Source organism: Saccharococcus thermophilus (genome assembly GCF_011761475.1).
Taxonomy (GTDB): Bacteria; Bacillota; Bacilli; order Bacillales; family Anoxybacillaceae; genus Saccharococcus; species Saccharococcus thermophilus.
Window position 1 is genome coordinate 2,592,643 of sequence record NZ_JAASRS010000001.1, and the last position, 20,822, is coordinate 2,613,464.

Annotated in this window: 18 protein-coding genes and 1 other annotated feature; of the genes, 3 read left to right on the forward strand and 15 right to left on the reverse strand. The window is 44.4% G+C overall.

The window, feature by feature from the left end:
• Window position 1: 1 nt before the first annotated feature.
• The 4 genes from BDD39_RS13485 to BDD39_RS13500 form a co-directional block, all read right to left on the reverse strand.
• Entirely contained in the window at window positions 2-1,069 is a 1,068-nt protein-coding gene (locus tag BDD39_RS13485) for an ABC transporter ATP-binding protein (RefSeq protein WP_166911432.1), read from the reverse strand.
• 11 nt (window positions 1,070-1,080) lie between these two features.
• Window positions 1,081-1,998 (reverse strand): ABC transporter permease, encoded by a 918-nt coding sequence (locus BDD39_RS13490; RefSeq protein WP_166911435.1) that lies wholly within the window; start codon window positions 1,996-1,998, stop codon window positions 1,081-1,083.
• Window positions 1,999-2,000: 2 nt separating this feature from the next.
• Window positions 2,001-2,936 (reverse strand): ABC transporter permease, encoded by a 936-nt coding sequence (locus tag BDD39_RS13495; protein WP_166911437.1) that lies wholly within the window; start codon window positions 2,934-2,936, stop codon window positions 2,001-2,003.
• A 100-nt stretch (window positions 2,937-3,036) separates the two neighbouring features.
• The gene (locus tag BDD39_RS13500) at window positions 3,037-4,683 is read right to left on the reverse strand and encodes a peptide ABC transporter substrate-binding protein (RefSeq protein WP_166911439.1); all 1,647 of its coding nucleotides are present in this window, start codon (window positions 4,681-4,683) and stop codon (window positions 3,037-3,039) included.
• Window positions 4,684-5,398: 715 nt separating this feature from the next.
• Window positions 5,399-5,634 (forward strand) — a binding site (T-box leader).
• A gap of 53 nt (window positions 5,635-5,687) precedes the next feature.
• Between BDD39_RS13500 and trpS the strand changes: the two genes are divergently transcribed.
• Window positions 5,688-6,674, forward strand: coding sequence for a tryptophan--tRNA ligase (trpS, locus tag BDD39_RS13505; RefSeq protein WP_166911441.1), 987 nt, complete (start codon window positions 5,688-5,690; stop codon window positions 6,672-6,674).
• Between the two features lie 146 nt (window positions 6,675-6,820).
• Here the strand turns inward: trpS and BDD39_RS13510 are convergent, their stop codons facing one another.
• From BDD39_RS13510 to BDD39_RS13530, 5 genes are all read right to left on the reverse strand, one after another.
• Complete coding sequence (locus BDD39_RS13510; protein WP_166911443.1) at window positions 6,821-7,561, reverse strand: YjbA family protein; 741 nt, start codon at window positions 7,559-7,561, stop codon at window positions 6,821-6,823.
• Between the two features lie 85 nt (window positions 7,562-7,646).
• Entirely contained in the window at window positions 7,647-7,853 is a 207-nt protein-coding gene (locus BDD39_RS13515) for a YuzI family membrane protein (RefSeq protein ID WP_166911445.1), read from the reverse strand.
• A 72-nt stretch (window positions 7,854-7,925) separates the two neighbouring features.
• On the reverse strand, window positions 7,926-8,717 hold the full coding sequence (locus tag BDD39_RS13520; RefSeq protein WP_166911447.1) for a DUF2268 domain-containing putative Zn-dependent protease: 792 nt from the start codon (window positions 8,715-8,717) through the stop codon (window positions 7,926-7,928).
• 93 nt (window positions 8,718-8,810) lie between these two features.
• On the reverse strand, window positions 8,811-10,052 hold the full coding sequence (fabF, locus tag BDD39_RS13525) for a beta-ketoacyl-ACP synthase II (RefSeq protein ID WP_166911449.1): 1,242 nt from the start codon (window positions 10,050-10,052) through the stop codon (window positions 8,811-8,813).
• A 33-nt stretch (window positions 10,053-10,085) separates the two neighbouring features.
• The gene (locus BDD39_RS13530; protein WP_166911451.1) at window positions 10,086-11,018 is read right to left on the reverse strand and encodes a beta-ketoacyl-ACP synthase III; all 933 of its coding nucleotides are present in this window, start codon (window positions 11,016-11,018) and stop codon (window positions 10,086-10,088) included.
• A gap of 164 nt (window positions 11,019-11,182) precedes the next feature.
• Between BDD39_RS13530 and BDD39_RS13535 the strand changes: the two genes are divergently transcribed.
• Window positions 11,183-11,431 (forward strand): hypothetical protein, encoded by a 249-nt coding sequence (locus BDD39_RS13535; protein ID WP_166911453.1) that lies wholly within the window; start codon window positions 11,183-11,185, stop codon window positions 11,429-11,431.
• Window positions 11,432-11,511: 80 nt separating this feature from the next.
• Here the strand turns inward: BDD39_RS13535 and BDD39_RS13540 are convergent, their stop codons facing one another.
• A complete protein-coding gene (locus BDD39_RS13540) occupies window positions 11,512-12,243 on the reverse strand; it encodes an alpha/beta hydrolase family protein (protein WP_166911455.1) in 732 nt (243 codons plus the stop codon).
• 141 nt (window positions 12,244-12,384) lie between these two features.
• Here BDD39_RS13540 and BDD39_RS13545 point away from each other — a divergent pair, with 141 nt between their 5' ends.
• Window positions 12,385-12,573 (forward strand): YjzD family protein, encoded by a 189-nt coding sequence (locus BDD39_RS13545; RefSeq protein WP_017436329.1) that lies wholly within the window; start codon window positions 12,385-12,387, stop codon window positions 12,571-12,573.
• Between the two features lie 48 nt (window positions 12,574-12,621).
• On the opposite strand, the gene clpB is transcribed toward BDD39_RS13545, so the two are convergent.
• The 5 genes from clpB to BDD39_RS13570 form a co-directional block, all read right to left on the reverse strand.
• Entirely contained in the window at window positions 12,622-15,216 is a 2,595-nt protein-coding gene (gene clpB / locus BDD39_RS13550; protein WP_166911457.1) for an ATP-dependent chaperone ClpB, read from the reverse strand.
• 185 nt (window positions 15,217-15,401) lie between these two features.
• Window positions 15,402-15,581: a YjzC family protein gene (locus BDD39_RS13555; RefSeq protein ID WP_166911459.1), complete on the reverse strand. Its 180-nt coding sequence runs from the start codon at window positions 15,579-15,581 to the stop codon at window positions 15,402-15,404.
• A gap of 118 nt (window positions 15,582-15,699) precedes the next feature.
• The gene (argF, locus tag BDD39_RS13560) at window positions 15,700-16,638 is read right to left on the reverse strand and encodes an ornithine carbamoyltransferase (RefSeq protein WP_166911461.1); all 939 of its coding nucleotides are present in this window, start codon (window positions 16,636-16,638) and stop codon (window positions 15,700-15,702) included.
• Entirely contained in the window at window positions 16,635-19,760 is a 3,126-nt protein-coding gene (locus BDD39_RS13565; protein WP_166911463.1) for a carbamoyl phosphate synthase large subunit, read from the reverse strand. The genes argF and BDD39_RS13565 overlap by 4 nt, the downstream gene beginning before the upstream one ends.
• Window positions 19,753-20,820, reverse strand: coding sequence for a carbamoyl phosphate synthase small subunit (locus tag BDD39_RS13570; RefSeq protein ID WP_166911465.1), 1,068 nt, complete (start codon window positions 20,818-20,820; stop codon window positions 19,753-19,755). The genes BDD39_RS13565 and BDD39_RS13570 overlap by 8 nt, the downstream gene beginning before the upstream one ends.
• Window positions 20,821-20,822: the final 2 nt, after the last annotated feature.

The following is a 20,822-nucleotide window of genomic DNA, read 5'->3' on the forward strand; positions in this document are numbered from 1 at the left end:
ATTACTCACTCTCCCTTACAATAATTGGTTGAGGATAGTTAGTGGAGAGCTTGCGTAATCGACGTTTTACCGCTTCGGGTGGCTCTACTTTTGGTGCATCTGGATGAAGCAGCCATGTTGCCGCATAATGGGTATCAGAAATTTGGAACAACGGCGGTTCCATTTCAAAATCAATTTTCATTGCATATGGATTACGCGGCGCAAACGCATCGCCTTTTGGAGGATTCGTTAAATCTGGTGGCGATCCTGGAATCGACGCCAACTCTGCCTTATCATCGCTATCAAGGCTCGGCATGGAAGCAAGCAAGCCCCACGTATAAGGATGTCTCGGATCGTAAAAAATTTCATCAACCGTTCCCATTTCAACGATTTTCCCTGCATACATCACAGCGACGCGATCAGCCACGTTGGCTACTACTCCTAAATCATGGGTAATAAAAATAATGGCTGTCCCTGTTTTTTTCTGTAAATCTTTCATTAATTCTAAAATTTGCGCTTGAATGGTTACATCAAGAGCAGTGGTTGGTTCGTCGGCAATTAATAACTTTGGATTGGAAGCCAAAGCAATGGCAATCATTGCACGTTGTCTCATTCCCCCAGAAAACTCATGTGGATATTGATTTACGCGTTTTTCTGGCATTGGGATTCCAACCAATCGCAACAATTCAATTGCCCGCTCTTTTGCCGCTGATTTAGACATTTTTTGATGTTTCATTACCACTTCCATAATTTGATGCCCGACTTTCATCGTTGGATTGAGTGATGTCATCGGATCTTGAAAAATCATTCCGATATCTTTTCCACGAATTTGTTCCATTTCTTTATCCGTTTTTTTAACAAGATCTTCTCCATCAAATATGATTTGGCCATTTTTTATTTTTCCAGGCGGAGTAGGAATAAGACGCATAATCGTTTGCGAAGTGACGCTTTTTCCGGAACCTGATTCCCCTACAATCGCTAATGTTTCGCCTTTATTTAAATAGAAGCTCACTCCACGAACAGCTTGTACTTCTCCACCATATGTTTGAAACGATACCTCTAAATTTTTTACTTCTAACAGTTTTCCCATATTCTCACACCCTACTTGCGTAATCTTGGATCTAATGCATCACGTAACCCATCTCCCACTACATTAAAAGCAAAAATAGTTAAGCAAATAAATGTAGCAGGGAAAAACAGACGCCATGGATAATACTGTAATGCTTGTACCCCTTCTGAAGCCATTGTTCCCCAACTTGCTAACGGTTGTGGAACACCTAAGCCTAAATAGCTTAAAAATGCTTCTGTGAAAATAGCATTAGGAATCGTTAACGTCATCGTAACAAGAATCGCGCCCATGGCATTAGGAATCAAATGTTTAAACATAATCCTTGATGTACTCGCGCCAAGTGTTCGCGCTGCCAATACATATTCTTGGTTTTTCAGCTGCAACACTTGTCCTCGAACAATGCGAGCCATATTTACCCATCCAGTAATCGTCATTGCCAGGATCATTGTTCCTAACCCTTGTCCCAAAATAACCATCAATATGATGACTAAAAGCAAATAAGGAACCCCGTATAAAATATCAGCGATACGCATCATGATTTCATCCGTTTTTCCGCCACGGTAACCGGCAATTCCTCCCCAGAGCACTCCGATCAACAAATCGATAAGTGCAGCTGCTACCCCGATAAATAAAGAGATACGAGCACCATACCATGTGCGAGTAAATATATCACGTCCAAGTTCATCGGTTCCAAACCAATGTTTGGAAGAAGGCGGCTGGTTCGTATTCATTAAATCATTTGTCGCGTAATCGTATTTGGTCATATACGGCCCAAAAATGGCCATGATCACTAAAAGAATTAATAAAATTAATCCAAACATGGCTAATTTATTTTTCCGAAAACGTATCGAAACATCTTTCCAAAACGAAAGGCTCGGTCTTGATAATTTCTCCGCTTCTCCAACATCGGCTACCGCTGGCTGGAACATCTCTTTCGAAATCTGCTGCATGATTACTCCCCTTTCTTACCACCGGCTAACTTAATGCGTGGATCAATAAAGCCATAAGCGATATCAACGAGCAACACAGACAATAATAGTAGAATGCTGTAAAACACCGTGACACCCATAATCACCGTATAGTCACGGTTGGTAATACTTGTTACAAAATGTCCTCCAAGTCCGGGAATACCAAAAATTTTTTCAATCACAAAACTACCTGTTAAAATTTGTGCCGACAAAGGACCTAAATAGGTTACAACCGGAAGTATCGCATTGCGAATGGCGTGTTTCACTGTAATTTGCCCTTGTGAGAGTCCTTTCGCTTTCGCCGTGCGAATATAATCATTGCTTAATACTTCTAACATACTGGAGCGGGTTAAACGAGCAATAAATGCCATTGGCGTTGCTGCAAGAGCAAGTGCAGGCAAAACAGTATGTTGTAACGATTCCCAACGCGCAACTGGAAACCAACCTAGTTTGATCGCTAAAAAATACTGCAAAATGGACGCCATAATAAAGTTTGGAACAGAAATTCCTATAACCGCGAAAACCATCGCTGCATAATCTTGCCATTTATTGTGCTTCAAAGCCGCAATAACTCCTAATAAAATTCCAATACTTACGGCTATTAATAACGATTCCATGCCGAGGAAAAAGGAAACAGGAAATCCTTCATCAATTAAATCGTTAACAGTCTGTCCTTTATATTTAAATGAAGGCCCAAAATCCCATTTAGCAACAGAGACCAAATAATCAAAATATTGGATGTACCAAGGGCGGTCTAGTCCATAATATTCATTCAAGTTTTTCTCGATCTCTGGCGGAACTTGTTTTTCACTTGAGAACGGTCCTCCCGGAGCAGCTCGCATTAAAAAGAATGTCGCCGTTACAATTAAAAACAAAGACATGAGCATATAGAACAGACGTTTGCTTATATATCTCAACAAATTTCCTACACCTCCATTTTCTTGCAAATACCTTAACAGGAAACGAAGGTATATGAGAGATTGCTCTCATATACCTTCTTTCCTTTCATTACGTATGATTTTATTCAAAATATGCCCATTTAAATTGGACATCGCCAAGCCCCGACATTTCCACACCTTTTAAGTTATCTTTTTGAACCCACGTATTCGTGTAGAAATAGATTGGAGCAACTGGCATTTCATCCATTAAAATGGCTTCTGCCTGTTTTAGCATTTCTTTGCGTTTTTCAGGATCCGTTTCCTTTTGAGAATCGATTAATAACTGTTTATATTTCGGATTTTCCCAGTTTGTATCGTTATTTCCGCCCTTTTTATCGCGGAACAACTCTAGGAAGTTGATCGGATCGTTAAAGTCGCCTAACCAACCCATACGGCCGATTTGATAATCGCCAGAATGTAGTTTATCAATGTAAACTGCCCATTCAGAATTATCAAGTTTTACTTCAATACCTAAGTTTTTCTTCCACATATCTTGAATCGCCTGGGCAATTTTTGCATGAAGATCATCGGTGTTATACGATAGGGTAATAGGCGGCAAATCTTTCACATCTTTTAAACCAAGCTCTTGAAGGCCTTTTTTCAAATATTCTTTTGCTTTTTCTACATCGTTGTCTTTAAAATATCCTTTTTTGTTTTCAGGGAACATCGTCGGTGGTACAGCAGCCATAGCTGGAATTTGTTCGCCTTTAGCTATATTTTCAACGATCGCTTTGCGATTGATTGCGTACGCCAGCGCTTTACGAATATTGACGTTGTTCAACGGCGGTTTTTCCGTATTAAATTTATACCAGTAAACACCAGCAATTGGTTGAACGTGTAATTTACCTTCCGCTTTTAATTGTGATAAAGAGTCTGGTGGCAATTGACCAGTAGGCATACCAGCCCAATCTAGTTCTCCATTATTAAACATTGAAAGTTCTGTATTGGTATCATTCACCATAACCATTTCAATTTTTGTTAATTTTACGCTTTTCGCATCCCAGTAATTTTCGTTCTTTTCAAGAACGATTTTGTTATTGTGATCCCAAGTGACCATCTTGAATGGTCCGTTAGAAGTGTAGTCAGGACCGGCGTTTGTATACCATTTTGGATTTTTTGCAGCAATTTTGCTATTTACTGGAAAATACGTATAGAACGCTGTTAATTGTAAGAAATAAGGTGTTGGATTCTCAAGCGTAACTTGTAACGTTTTATCATCAATTGCTTTTACACCAACATCTTCTGCTTTTGCTTTTCCTTCGTTAAATGCTTGACCATTTTTAATGTAATAAAGCTGATATGCATATTGCGATTGATTTTTCGGATCTAGCGCCCATTTCCACGCATATTCAAAATCTTTTGCGGTAACTGGATCGCCATTGGACCATTTTGCATCACGCAATTTGAATGTGTATGTTTTTAAATCTTTGGAAACTTGATAACTTTCAGCCATCGCTAACTGAGGTTTACCGTCTTTAATACGGGTTAGCCCTTCAAATGTTTGGTATAAAACGTTACCGGAAACACTATCATTTGCTAGGCCTGGGTTTAATGAGAATGGTTCCGTTTTAATGTTAATATGCAACTCTTGCGGAACATTAGCGGTTTTGCTCCCGCTTTTTCCTTTCTCACCGGTGGATTCATCGCCCTTTTTGAAACCACCGCACGCGGAAAGGAAAAGGCTCAATACTAGCATTAAGCTAAAAAGGATAGAAAGCCTTTTCTTCATAGATTTCCCCCCTAAAAATATTTTTGTATTTTCAAAAGTTCTACGTAAAAACGTGGAACTTTTGTTTATGAATTAAATAATTTTTCTAAACAAAACAAAATTTTTCAATCTCCTTTATTCAGCAGAATATTTATTTTGACTTTTATAAAGTTATTAGTATATTTAAAAAAGGAATTGGTATTTTACTTTTCCGAATTTTTCTTATATTTTTATTATATTTTATATATTTAATCATTTATTTTTACTATCTGTAATTTTATACTTTTTTTCGACAATTGTAAATAAAAAATTTATTTTTTATAAATTTTAAAGCGCTTACACGTTAATTTTTTGTGTCGAGTTCATTGAGACAACTTTAGCATGTTTTTATCTTTTTTATTCGCTAATAAAAAGATAATTTTATTTTGAAATAATTTTAAAAATAACTTATAGATAAAAAAAATTATTAAATAACATTTTGAAATAAGAATAAATACTTTCTAACAATATTTTTGGTAGTGTCAAAAAAATTGGTGTAAGGCATGACAAATAGAGGAAATACATTTAAAATGTTAAGGGAAGGATTCATGCGCTTCAAAAAATCTTTGTAAATTTCTCTCTGCCCGCTTTTTATACATTATTATATTTAACTTTTTTCTTTCGTTGCCATAGTATAAAAAGAAACTTGCACATAGCAACTAGATATTTTACAATAAGAATCAACAAAACTGGAACGGAATATGCGATGAGAAAGAAGAGTACATATTGCGATGCCTTCAGAGAGCTTGTGGCTGGTGCGAACAAGCGGCTAGCAATATGGAATGGGCTTTCGAGCATCCGGCTGAACCGCAAGTAGTAGGCTTGGACGTTTGCCTTGCGTTATCAAGGCGCCATGTGCAAGCGCACATGGGCAAAGTGATTGCACGCAACGTGCAATAACTAGGGTGGCAACGCGGTCCTACCGTCCCTAACGTTTAAGGGGGTAGGACCTTTTTATATTACAACTATCTTAAAGGAGTGGTCGTATGAAAACAAGCTTTTCCGGCATCCAGCCGAGCGGCGTTATTACGCTCGGCAACTATATCGGTGCGATGCGTCAGTTTTTGGAACTGCAGCACGAGTACAACTGTTACTTTTGCATTGTCGATCAGCACGCAATTACCGTTCCGCAAGATCCAAAAGAACTGCAAAAAAATATCCGTAGTCTAGCCGCCCTCTACTTAGCGGTCGGCATTGATCCAAATAAAGCGACGCTGTTTATTCAATCGGAAGTTCCTGCGCATGCGCAAGCGGGATGGATGCTTCAATGCATTGCCTATATTGGGGAGCTAGAAAGAATGACGCAGTTTAAAGATAAATCGGCAGGCAAGGAAGCGGTCAGCGCCGGGCTGCTCACCTATCCGCCGTTGATGGCGGCCGATATCCTCCTGTATAAAACCGACATCGTGCCTGTTGGTGAGGACCAAAAGCAGCATATTGAATTGACGCGCGACTTGGCGGAGCGTTTTAATAAGCGGTATGGCGAAATTTTTACAATTCCGGAACCGCGCATTCCGAAAATCGGGGCGCGCATTATGTCGCTGGCGGACCCAACGAAAAAAATGAGCAAATCTGATGCAAATAAAAAAGCTTTTATCACCCTTTTGGATGACGCGAAAACGGTCGAAAAGAAAATCAAAAGCGCGGTCACCGATTCGGAAGGCGTCATCCGCTATGATAAAGAAAAGAAACCGGGAATCTCTAACCTTCTCAACATTTATTCCATTTTAGCGAATAAAACGATTGAAGAGCTCGAACAAGAATATGCCGGAAAAGGGTACGGCGTCTTTAAAGCCGATTTGGCCCAAGTCATTATCGATACCCTTACGCCAATTCAAGAAAAATATTACGATTTGCTGGAAAGCAGCATGCTCGATCAAGTGCTCGATGAAGGTGCGGAAAAAGCCAATAAGGTGGCAACAAAAACGCTCGAACAAATGGAACAGGCGATGGGGCTTGGCAGAAGACGTTAAAAGAAAAAGTGGCTGACGTAAACTCGTGTCAGCCACTTTTTCTTATTTAATCCTATCAGGCAGGTTGATGGAACTTAATAAAATCAATCGTCCACGGAATTAGCTAATAAAAAGTGAAAACATCTCATCATTGCTTGTGCTGTTTTTTAGTTCACTTTTGGTTCTTGTTCTATTTCCCAAAGCTTTTCAAAAAACGGCTGCCCTTTGATTAATCTTTCGCAAAGCTGCTCATGCCGCTCCGACCATCCGTATTTCGTCTCCTCGTACAAGTTCTGCCACGCCTCTTCAAATGACATTTTTTGAATGTCAGGATATTTTTGCGGCGCCCATTCCGTATACCAGTAGCGCATCTCTGCCACATTTTTCGTCGAATGCAGCTGATCAAGCGCCATAAATAAAATTTGCTTCAACTGCCGCTCTTTTCGCGTCAACCCGTGCATTAGCTCAGGGGCCGGAGATAAAATATGATACTCTTTTTCGTATGTCGGCAGCGGATATGGTTCTTCCTGCTGATCGGCTACCATTTCATACACAAGCTGTTCCTGTCTTGGAATGAGACGGCTTTTCCGAATTGGAATGTTGTAGCCAATGGTATCGACGGCAAGAATGCCAAAGCCATCTGTCACCACAAAACAATAATCGAGCTGAATGCGTTCATGATTTTTGCGCACATACGCCTTTTGATATACATCCTCCAAAAGTGGTTTTGGAATCTCTGACAAGCTGTTTTCAATATAGTCAAATAAAGCGGAAGAAACTTTTAACAACGGCACTTGATCGAGCAATTCGACTTGATCGTCCTTTCGCCACTCATGGAAATGACATACGTTGTATCCGTTCTCTTCCCCTTCAAACCAGTTCACCCAAATGTCATGCAGATACAGCATACGATACCCCTCACTTCCAAACCTGTTTGTCCATCAGTATAGGCAGAGGGGAAGAATTTTATTCCATGCGATCCTCTTTTCACCATCATGATTCTCGACCGGGAAAATATAAACTTCCCCACATAAGCAATACGCCAATGGGAAATAAATAACACTCGCCTCTCATGCAAATATAGAAAAAATATTCACTCCATCCCCGCTCTGGCGTGATGATGTTTAAATAAGTGATAATCATCATTCCGCCGACAACGGAAAAGCCAAACCCAACTAAGTAAAGAAATATGCGAACCATCGGGTCCCACTTCTTTCTTTTCAACTTGTCCATCCTAGTTTTACATATATGAACACCCGATGGTAATCATGACTATTCGCCGTCTTCGAAGGCGGCAAGCCGCAATATCCGCCCCGAGTCCATGTCCATCAACTCGGAAAAACGGACTTTCCGCTCTAGACAGCGGCGGACAATCGCATACCCAACCGCATACCCAACCATATCCGGATAAAAACCAAGTCCGTAAAGAATGCGGGAATATAACGGATGTTGCGTGGAAATCGATTGAAGCGGAGCTACATAGCGTTGCCAAAAACGATGAAGCTGTTCATCCGAGTAATAAGAAGTCCAGCTTGCCCGGTGATCGCTTCCGACATAGCAGTCGACGGCGTTTTCGGCAAGCCCTTCTAACACGACCGCATCTAAAAGCGTCATCTCTTCATATTTCTTTTTTTGTTTGTTTAAGCGGCAAACATGATTATATTCATGTGTCATCAATGCTTCGATTTCTTTATCGGTGTGATGCGGCAATAGAAAAAGAATCAACTTGTCATGAAAAGCGACGCCGCCTTTCCCATTAAATTCACGCGTTAATTTCCGGTTATAGACATCCGCTGGAAACAGGAAAACGGGGACGTCCGGACCGTTCCAATCTTTTTTTCGTTTCTCGTAAACCGCCTCGACCCGTTCCCACATATCATTTTGTTTCATTTGTTCCACCATCTCTTTTATATTTTTCGCTGGTCGATACATACCGTAAGGAAGCAAATAATGATAAATGTCCCGGGCGTTCGCGTCAGGGAAATAACGAGTAAGGCGCTCGCATAAGCGAATTGGCTGGCTACCATCTTTCTCGAGCCATTGGTCTGTTCGGAAAACGGCCACGTTCTCTCACCTCTTTTTTCACTATCGTATGACGCAGCGGAAAAAGAGGTGAAAAAAGAGGCTATCTCACCGTTTGGAGAGATAGCCTGACTGTCATTTTACATATTTTCTAAAAATCAATGTTGCATTATGTCCGCCAAATCCAAACGAATTGCTTAACACCGCGTTTACTTCCTGTTTTCTTGCCACATTTGGCACATAGTCCAAATCGCATTCTGGATCCGGAGTTTCATAGTTAATCGTCGGCGGAATGATTCCGTCTCTGATTGCCAAGATCGAAAAGATCGCCTCGACGGCGCCGGTCGCTCCAAGCAAATGGCCGGTCATCGATTTCGTTGAGCTGACAGGGAGTTTGTAAGCATAGTCGCCGAACACTTCTTTAATCGCCATCGTTTCATATTTGTCATTGTATTCCGTGCTTGTGCCGTGGGCGTTAATATAATCGATATCTTCCGGCTTCATTCCCGCATCTTGCAATGCCTGGCGCATCGCACGCACGCCGCCTTCCCCGCCCGGGGCCGGCGCGGTAATGTGATACGCATCCCCGGTTGCCCCGTACCCGACAATTTCCGCATAAATCGTTGCGCCGCGGCGCAACGCATGCTCTAGTTCTTCTAATACGAGAATGCCGGCGCCTTCGCCCATGACAAACCCATCCCGGTTTTTATCAAACGGGCGGCTTGCCGTTTTCGGGTCCGGATTCGTCGATAAAGCAGTGTTGGCGCAAAATCCGGCAAACGCCATTTTCGTAATTGGCGCTTCCGTACCACCGGTAATCATCACATCGGCATCGCCGCGCTGAATCACTTTAAACGCGTCGCCGATCGAATTGGCTCCTGTCGCGCAAGCGGTGACCGTGCAAGAATTGATGCCTTTTGCACCTAAAATAATAGATACTTGCCCCGCTGCCATATCTGGGATCATCATCGGCACAAAAAACGGGCTGACCCGGCGGTAACCGCGCTTTTGGAAAATTTCAAACTGCTGCTCAAACGTTTCCATGCCGCCGATTCCTGAGCCGATCCAAACGCCGACTCTCGCCGCGTTTTCTTCCGTAATTTCGAGCTTTGCGTCTTTTACCGCCATTAACGAAGCGGCGACTGCATATTGCGTAAAGCGGTCCATTTTCCGCGCTTCGCGGCGGTCTATAAAGCTTTCCGGATCAAAATCTTTTACTTCCGCTGCTACTTTCGCTGGAAAATCATCGGGATTGACGCGGGTAACAATTCCGATTCCGGACTGGCCGGCCACGATGTTTTTCCATGTTGTTTCCACATCGTTTCCAAGCGGGGTTACTGCCCCAAGACCTGTAACAACGACTCGTCTTTTTTCCATCGTTTCGTTCTCTCCTTTTTCATCCTTGAACTATTATCGGCCCCAACGCAAGGCAATTGCGCCCCACGTCAGTCCTCCACCAAATCCAACCATAATAATAAGATCATCTTCTTTGATTTTCCCTGCTTCCAACTCTTCCACAAGCGAAATCGGAATCGAGGCGGCCGATGTATTGCCGTATTTGCGGATCGTTGTCGACATTTTCTCTTCCGGCAGTTCAAGGCGTTGTCTTGCTGCTTCAACAATGCGAATGTTCGCCTGATGCGGAACAAGAAAATCGACATCGTTTTTCGATAGGCCTGCTTTTTCTAAAACGTTAATGCATGATTCCCCCATTTGCCGAACGGCAAATTTAAATACTTCCCTGCCGTTCATCACGATATATTCGTCTTTATATAAATGTTTTCCTCCTGTTCCATCGGCTCCTAGTTCAAATGACAAAATTCCGCGGCCTTGCGAAACAGGTCCCATGACGACCGCTCCGGCACCATCGCCAAATAACACTGCTGTATTGCGATCGGTCCAATCCATGATTTTGGATAGTTTTTCTGCCCCAACTATCAATATATAACGATACGTTCCATTGTCAATAAATTGGCTTGCAGTGACCATGCCATAAATAAAACCAGCACACGCCGCGCTAATATCCAATGCCGCCGCTTTTACGGCTCCAAGCCGTTCCTGCAGCATGCAGGCGACAGATGGAAACGCTCTGTCAGGAGTTACTGTCGCTACTAAAATTAAATCAAGGTCTTGCGGAGCAATTCCTGCGTCTTCCAATGCCTTTTTCGCCGCCAAATAGGCCATATCGGAAGTGTCCATGTCGTCTGCAGCAATTCTCCGTTCTTCAATCCCCGTTCGCGTCCGAATCCATTCATCGGACGTATCCATCATTTTCTCTAAATCGAAGTTGGTTAGCACTTTTTCCGGCACATACCGACCGATTCCAATAATACCTGCTCCCACGCCGAACATCTCCTTTAGAATTATATAACCAATTATTATTACTTGGTACTAATTTTATCGAAAAAATGAAAAGCGCGCAATAAAAACATGGTAATTTGTCTAGTCACTTTCTCTGCCTCCGCCATACAGTGTTAATAAGGAAAACGAAAAGGGAGGGCAGTACGATGGCAGATCACGAAGAGCAAAAGCAGCAGGACAAACCGCTAGACCGTTTTTCCCGCTTAATGTTCGGTTCCTTTCCACCGTCCCGCCAGTCAAACGATAGCCCATCTATGCAACATGATGCTCCTTCACAGCAAGGTCCTGATTTTATGCAGCTTTTCCAAAATATCGATACGCTCGTCGCCTCGTTTGATCAATTAAAGCCATTAATGAAAAAAATTACTTCCATTGTTGACATGCTAAAAAAATAAAAGGCGCCGCCTGCAAGCGCCTTTTATTTTTTTATCTATTAAAATAATTCCTCTATCGCTTCTGGCGAAGATAGAGGAATTTATGGAAGTTCGTTATATTTATGAAAAAATTGAGCAATTGCCTGTACCAATTGGTACTTCTTTTCCGGCAAGTAATAAACAACAAGAACATGATCGTTCGTCGCTTTCATCCATTGCTCATACTTGCGGCAATGAAGCGACGATGGATAATGGGTCACTCCTGATAATTGCCATATTTTAACCGGAACTTGGTGCGGGATGAGAAGCAGCGAAGGAACCGCTTTTTCGACGTTTGTTTCTTCTATGTCGTAGGCATGCGCAATCTCCTTTACCATGCGTTTATAAAAAAATTGATTTTCCTTCTCATATTCGAGCTGGGCGCGCAAATCGAGACAAGGGGTCAGCATCACAACCGCACGGATTTGTTTCGGCATCGCTTCAAGAAGCTGCAAAGCTACGAGCGCTCCCATTCCTTCGGCAAGAATGTAAATGCGATTGTTTAAAATTTCACTTTTCAATACATAGTAAATCAGTTGCTTCGCCAGACGCACCGCTTTTGGACTTCCCCAATGCCGGCCATACAGATGAGAGTAAAATACCGTGTAACCATATTCGAGCATCTGATCAAGAAGATAGCGGCGGCCTTGATGCTCGATCCAAAAACTTGTATGTTCGTTAACAAAATGGTTCGTATCACCAATAATAAAGAGAGCAAATCCATTCGGGCGTTCCGGCAGATGCAGAATGCACCATTGGTCATCGAGCTGAAAAAACCGTTGTTGAACCGTCATATCGATATTCACCCTTGTTTTACGCTGCATAATTGTACAGTATACCATATGCGGTACATAAAAAAACGTATGGGTATATGCCTAAGTGATCAAGTTGTGGTAAGATAAGAAAAGGAATTTGAAATGATGGGAGGAAAGAAGATGCGGCTGTTTTGGACGTTTTTCTGGACGTTTCTATTAGTGCAGATGGCTACCTATGTGATGGGGTCCATGCAGGGAATCACCTATAATTTTTCTACCGGAGCATTGTTGGGCGTCATTGTGACCGTTCTCATCTTTATTGTCGCCAGCCTGATTCCGGATGAGCCGGTAGAACATCACCATCATTAATCACTTGCATCATACAACAAGGCTGTCCAAAACGAGGACAGCCTTGTGCTATGATTGCGTTTTTATCACAATTTGCCCGTTTTCGTAATCGACCACTACCGTACTGTAATCTTTCACCCGTCCGGCGATGATTTCTTTTGCGAGCGGGGTTTCAATTTGCTTTTGCATAAACCGTTTCAATGGCCGCGCTCCATAGACCGGGTCAAATCCAGATTCGGCGATATATTCTTTTGCCTTATCCGTCAAAGAAAGCGAAATATGGCGGTCGCTGAGACGTTTGGATAATTCGTTGGCAAATTTCGTGACAATTCCTTTTATTTCGTTCATCGTCAGCGGCTTAAACAAAACAATATCATCGATGCGGTTTAAAAATTCTGGGCGGAAATGGGCGCGCAGCTGCTGCAAAACTTGTTCGCGCGTTTCCTCTTTAATTTCTCCGCCTTCTGTCACCCCTTCTAACAGCAAATGGGAGCCGATATTGGACGTCATAATCACGACCGTGTTTTTAAAGTCAACGGTGCGTCCTTGCGAATCGGTGATCCGCCCGTCATCGAGCATTTGCAGCAAAATATTGAACACTTCTGGATGCGCTTTTTCGATTTCGTCTAATAAGATAACGGAATACGGTTTGCGCCGCACCGCTTCGGTCAGCTGCCCGCCTTCTTCATAGCCGACATAGCCTGGAGGAGCGCCGATTAAACGGGAAACGGCATGTTTTTCCATATACTCCGACATATCGATGCGAATCATTTGTTCTTCGCTGTCAAATAATGCTTGTGCCAATGTTTTCGCCAATTCTGTCTTTCCGACGCCGGTCGGCCCTAAAAAGATAAACGAACCGATCGGGCGGTTTGGGTCTTTAATGCCGGCACGCGCCCGCAGCACCGCATCGGCCACCAGTTCCACCGCTTCGTCCTGGCCGATGACCCGTTCATGCAACAGCTCATGCAAACGCAGCAGCTTTTCCCGTTCTCCTTCGACAAGCCTTGTCAGCGGAATTCCCGTCCAGCGCGAAACGATTTCAGCGATTTCCTCTTCCGTTACTTCCTCGCGAAGCAGTCTTCCTTCATTATTTTCGTTCATTTCTTGTTCTAATTGCTTTAATTGCTTCTCGAGTTGCGGGATGCGGCCATGCCGGAGTTCCGCCGCTTTGTTCAAATCATATTCATTTTCTGCTTCTTCTAACTCACGTTTGGCTTTTTCCAGCGCCTCGCGCACGTCGCGCACACGCCCAATCGCTTCTTTTTCTTGCTGCCATTGCGCTTTCATGCTGTTTGCTTTTTCCCGTAAATCCGCAAGTTCCTTCGTGAGCGCTTCAAGACGTTCTTTGCTCGCCTCATCCGTTTCTTTTCGCAGCGCCGCTTCTTCGATTTCGAGCTGCATAACGCGGCGCATCACTTCATCCAACTCCGACGGCATCGAGTCCATTTCCGTACGAATCGTCGCACACGCCTCATCGACTAAATCAATCGCTTTATCCGGCAAAAAGCGGTCGGAAATGTAGCGGTCCGCCAATGTCGCGGCGGCAACGAGGGCACGGTCATGAATTTTTACGCCATGATGGACCTCAAACCGCTCTTTTAAGCCGCGCAAAATCGAAATCGTATCTTCCACGCTCGGCTCTTCGACAAGCACTTGCTGGAAGCGGCGTTCAAGCGCTGGATCTTTTTCAATATATTGCCGGTATTCATCCAATGTCGTCGCACCGATGCAGTGCAGCTCCCCGCGCGCCAGCATCGGCTTCAGCATATTGCCCGCATCCATCGCGCCTTCCGCCCTGCCGGCGCCGACAATCGTATGCAATTCATCAATAAATAAAATAATCCGTCCTTCGCTTTTCTTTATTTCGTTTAACACCGCTTTTAAACGCTCTTCAAATTCGCCGCGGAATTTCGCGCCCGCGACAAGCGAGCTCATATCCAGCGCAAAAATCGTTTTGTCCTTTAATCCTTCGGGAACGTCTTTGCGGACAATGCGCTGCGCTAAACCTTCAACAATCGCCGTTTTTCCAACCCCGGGCTCACCGATTAATACCGGGTTGTTTTTCGTTTTCCGCGATAAAATGCGAATAACGCGGCAAATTTCGCTGTCGCGGCCGATTACTGGGTCGATTTTTCCCGCTTTCACTTCCGCGACTAAATCACGCCCATATTTTTTTAACGCTTCGTATGTAGCTTCCGGCGTTGGACTTGTCACGCGCTGATTCCCCCTTATTTCCATCAATACTTTCCATAATGAAGAGCGTTGAATGCCGTAACGGCGAAAAAGCTCGCCGATATCCCCCGTTTCTGACGCCATGGCAAGAAGCAAATGTTCGACGGAAATATATTCGTCTTGCATCTCTTTCGCTTCTTTTTCCGCATTCGTCAACACCCGCTGCAGCCGCGAAGACAAATAAACGTTTTCCGCACCTGCTCCTATCACTTCTGGCTTTTTCTTTAACAACACTTGCAGTTCATGAGTGAATGCGTCTATATGAACACGCAACAGTGTGAATATTCTTTTGGCAAGCCCTTCTTCTTGCTGCAATAAGGCCAGCAGCAAATGTTCGACATCAAGTTGCTGATGATGGTGTTTCACAGCGGTCGACTGGGCCGTCATCAATGCCTCTTGCACTTTTTCAGTAAATTTTTGAATATTCACCTACTTCCCTCCTTTTTGACCTTTTTTGACCTTTATGTATATTATAGCGAATGCCTCCTTGTTTTTTCAAATAGAAAGCCACTCCTTGACCGGAATGGCTTTGTGGAGGGCATAAAATCCATCTTCCCCCCCATTTTATATCCTTTTCACGTTTGGCAGCCAGTAGCTTTCTTGGCTTATCGCCGTTACGGTTTTCGCGCATATGTCCAATGACGATTTTGATTCGATGTTTCTGGAAACGCATCTCCTGCGTTGAGCTTGACCTTTTTCGGATTTTTGACATTATCTCCTGTTTCGCCAATTTCGATGTATACTCCGTTGTTTGGCGCTTTATCGCCTGGTTTAAAATGGCGTGGTTGACCCATTGTCGTATTCCCCCTTTATTCAGAGTGCATTTTTATCATTCCCTCTTCCTCGTTTATTCATAACCAGGCAAATAATGGTGACATAAAAAACACCGAGTATATTCCCGGTGCTGTTTCTTTATAATAAAGAAACTAAAATCGCTTTTTGTACATGGAGGCGATTGCCCGCCTGCTGAAATACGTATGAATTCGGCCCGTCAATCACATCCGCGGCCACTTCTTCCCCGCGATGGGCCGGCAGGCAATGCAAAAACATATAATCCGGTTTCGCATGTTTCAATAATTCATCATTTACCTGAAACGGCTGGAAAACAGTAAGACGCTGCTCGCTTTCTTGTTCCTGCCCCATGCTCGTCCATACGTCCGTATAAATAACGTCGGCATCGGCAACGGCTTCGATTGGATCGTGTGTCACCGCGATGGTTGCCCCGCTTTGTTTTCCAATTTGCACGGCCGCATTCACATACTCTTCTTTCGGTTCATAGCCAGACGGACAAGCGATGGTGCAGTCCATGCCGACTTTGGCAGCGGCTATCATCAGCGCGTGAGCGACATTGTTTCCGTCGCCGACATAAGCAAGTTTCAATCCTTTGAACATCTTCTTTACTTCATAAATCGTCAATAAGTCGGCAAGCGCCTGGCACGGATGATCATCGTCTGTCAATCCGTTAATCACCGGAATCGTCGCGTATTGAGCGAGCTCCTCTATTTTACTATGGGCAAACGTACGAATCATAATCGCATCCACATATTGTGACAGCACTCTTGCAGTGTCGGCGATCGTTTCGCCGCGTCCGAGCTGCAAATCATTGCTGTTTAAATAAAGCGCGCTTCCGCCAAGCTGAATCATGCCGACTTCAAACGATACTCTCGTGCGCGTCGATGGCTTTTCAAAAATCATCGCCAACGTTTTTCCGACAAGCGGAGTATAAGATTGTCCGACAAGCTGCTTTTCTTTTAATTGCGCTGCAAGCGTCAGTAAATAATGAATATCTTCTGTCGAAATATCCATCAATGTTAAAAAATCTTTTCCTTTTAGGGAAACGACTTTGTTCATATGATCACCGCTTTCTCCATTTGTTTTTTCTTTTCAAGCCACTCTTGAATCGACGAAACCGTAAACGAATTCACGCCGATCGCTTGCAAAAAGAGAGCAAATGTTTCTTTTTCAGTAAACACCATGATTTGGCGGGACAACGCAATCGTTCGATGTTCAAAACTTGTTTCATCTTTTTGCAAATCGAAAAACGCCAGTGCTTCTTTTCGTTTTACCCATTCGGAAAACGGCACGTCAGAAACAATGGTTAATTGTTTTCCTTTTATCTGCTCAAGCAATGGTTCGTCTATTTGTCCATTTACATAAATTTCTCGCGCCTCGCGCTTTTTCACTAAATACGAATAAAAAGCTTTTGCCGCTGCTTCCTCTTTTGTCGCTGCAATGCTGATTCCTTCACCGGTCGATTTCATTTCCGGACCGACAAGAGGGTCAACCCCTGGTAATTTATATGTTGAAAATACCGGATACTTCAAAACGATATACGGCAAGTTCGCCAAACGCCGCTGTTTTTCGCCAACAACATCGTTTAAACATTTCCCAAGCAATAATTTTGTCGCAATTTGCGCGAGCGGAATCCCCGTTGCCTTGCTGACAATCGGTACGGTCCGGCTTGCGCGCGGATTGACTTCGAGAACATAGACTTGCCCGTTGGCAATGACATATTGGATGTTCATAATCCCTTTAAATTGCAGCTTTTTCGCGATTTTTGCCGCATAAGTGATCATGTTGTTCTGCTCTTCTTTTGTCAGCGTTTGGGCCGGCAGCCATGCATAGCTGTCTCCGGAATGCACCCCTGCTTTTTCGACATGTTCTATAATAGTTGGCAGCAAAATATCATTACCATCGGTCACCACATCGACTTCCGCTTCTTTTCCATCTAAATACGCATCAATCAGCAACGGATACGCAATCATCCCTTGCGCTAACAGCGTTGCTAACTGCTGTTCGTCTTTGACAATAAACATTCCTCTGCCGCCAATAACATAGGAAGGACGAAGCAGGATCGGATAGCCAATTTTTTCCGCATTGGCAAGCAGCTCTGTTTCGTTATTGGCCATCATCCCCGGCACGTGCGGAATGTCGAGTTCTTCTAACAGCTGATAAAAACGGTCACGATCTTCCAACTGGTCAATGACATCGTACGTAACGCCAAGAAGCGAGACATTGGCTTCCTCCAACCCTTTCACCAAATTGATGGCCGTCTGTCCGCCAAATTGAACGATCACTTTATTGATTTGTTCCGCTTCAATGACGTTTAACACGTCTTCTAGCGTCAGTGGTTCGAAATAAAGCCGGTCCGCCACCGCAAAATCGGTGCTGACCGTTTCCGGATTGTTGTTCATTAGCACCGTTTCATATCCTTCTTCTTGAAGCGCATAGACGCTGTGGACAGAGCTGTAGTCAAACTCGATTCCTTGGCCGATGCGAATCGGTCCGGCGCCAATAATCAGCACCTTTTCCCTATCGCTTTTTTTCCGTTCGTCCTCGCCGAAATAAGTGGAATAATAATAATCCGTTTCCGAACGAAATTCGGCGGCACACGTATCAACCATTTTATAGGCTGGAAGGATGCCGAGCTGTTTTCGCTTTTCCCTCACGTCTTGCTCCTTCACGCCCCACGCTTCCGCTAAAAACGCATCCGCAAAGCCTTTTTCCTTCAAAAGGCGGAACGTCGCTTCGTCAATTTCGTCAAGATTTGTCTCTTTCGCTTTCTTTTCCAATTCGATGAGCTGATAAAACGAATGCAAAAAGAAGCGGTCGATTTTCGTTAGCGCATAGACGGCATCGATCGTTTCCCCGCGTCGGAACAGCTCCAAGATGGCAAAGAAACGGCGGTCATCCCTGTTTACAAGCAGCTGTTTCAGTTCCGCCTCTGTTTTTTCGGCAAGCTCCGGCAAATACAGGCCGTTATTTTTGCCTTCTAGCGAATAAACCGCTTTTTGAAATGCGCGTTCCATGTTGCGGTCGATCGCCATCACTTCTCCGGTCGCTTTCATCTGCGTGCCGAGCTGGCGGTCCGCAAGCGGAAATTTGTCAAACGGCAGGCGCGGAAATTTTACGACGACGTAATCGAGCGCTGGTTCAAAGCTGGCGTATGTCGTTTTTGTTACCGGGTTCAACAGCTCCGCCAACGTATAGCCGACGGCCAATTTGGCGGCAATGCGGGCGATCGGGTATCCGGTCGCCTTGGAAGCAAGCGCCGAGGAACGGCTGACGCGCGGATTGACTTCAATCAAGTAATAGCGCTTGCTGAACGGGTCGAGGGCAAATTGAATGTTACAGCCTCCAATAATGCCAAGCGCGGAAATAATTTTAATCGCCGCGGAGCGAAGCATTTGATATTCCTCGTCCGTCAGCGTCTGCGATGGGGCGACGACGATCGAATCTCCCGTATGGATGCCGACAGGATCGACATTTTCCATATTGCAGACAGTAATGCACGTATCGGTATGATCACGCATCACTTCATATTCGATTTCTTTAAACCCGGAGACGCTCCGCTCAATCAAACATTGCGTAATCGGACTTTCCGCCAGCCCTTTTTCAACGAGCGCCACAAATTGCTCCATATTTTCGGCAATGCCGCCGCCAGTTCCGCCGAGCGTGTACGCAGGACGAATAATGATCGGAAATCCGATTTTTTCGGCAAATGCGACCGCTTCGTCGATATTGGTTATAATTTCGCTTTCCGGAACAGGTTCGCCTAATTCATACATCAAGGAGCGAAACGCTTCGCGGTCTTCCCCTCTTTTAATCGCTTCAATCGGCGTTCCGAGCAGCTTCACCCCATATTTTTCTAAAATTCCTGCTTCATGAAGCTGAAACGCTAAGTTTAATCCCGTCTGTCCGCCGAACGTCGCAAGCAGCCCGTCAGGACGTTCTTTGGCGATTACCGCCTCGACGCTGTCGACTGTCAGCGGCTCAAAGTAAACGGCATCAGCATGGACGTCATCGGTCATAATCGTCGCCGGATTATTATTTACTAAAATGACGCGGTATCCTTCTTCTTTTAAGGCAATGCACGCTTGCGTGCCGGAATAATCAAACTCCGCGGCCTGGCCAATGACAATCGGACCGGATCCGATGATAAGAATCGACTGCAGTGATGTATCTTTAGGCATAGACTTTCTCTCCCTTTACCACCGTTTGTAGAAACTCGTCAAAAATATGATCCGTATCGCCAGGGCCTGGGTGCGCCTCCGGATGGTATTGCACCGATAAAATCGGTTTATGGCGGTGCACCATGCCTTCGACAGAACCGTCATTGACATTGGTAAAGCGAATATGAAACGGGGTGTTCGCCAAACTATCTTTGTTGACGACATAACTATGGTTTTGCGAAGTCATAAACACTTTTTGTTTCACCGCATCAAAGACAGGCTGATTGGCCCCCCGATGCCCGAAGCGGAGCTTTTCCGTGTCCGCCCCGTAGGAAAGCGCCACTAGCTGGTGGCCAAGACAAATCGCCAGCGTCGGATAACGGTCGATGAGTTGCCGGATGTTGGCTAAATGATGAGAAAGCTGTTTCGGGTCGCCCGGGCCGTTGGATAAAACGATGCCGTCCGGCTTTAGCGATTCGACTGCTTGCGGCGAAGTATGGTAAGGAACGACCGTTACTTTGCATCCGCGTGTGACAAGAGACTGTAAAATCGATTTTTTGTAGCCGAAATCGATTAACACGAGATGCGGCTGGCCGTCTCCGTACGTTTCGATGTTTGGCGTCGATACATCGCGGACCGGAAATAAATTTTCAGCAGGCATTAACGTGCACGACGGTGATACCGTCAACTTTGCCATCATCGTTCCTTCATTGCGGATTTCTTTCACTAATGCGCGCGTATCGACATGGGTGAATAACGGGATATTCCATTGTTGCAAATATTCTTTTAAGCTATACTTCGCTTCGTAATGATATCCTTGGCTGCTCGCTTCATAGACCACAACCGCCTGCACATGCGGCCGCTTGCTTTCAAAATCGCCGGCATTAATTCCGTAATTTCCGATGAGCGGGTACGTAAACACAATGATTTGATTTTTATAAGAAGGATCGGTCAATACTTCTTGATAGCCGGTCATGCCGGTGAAAAAGACGATCTCCCCGCTTACTTCCCCATTGGGCAGCGGAGATTCCAATTGTCCGGTAAACGTCTTTCCGTTTGCTAAATGCAAATACGCTTTCATTC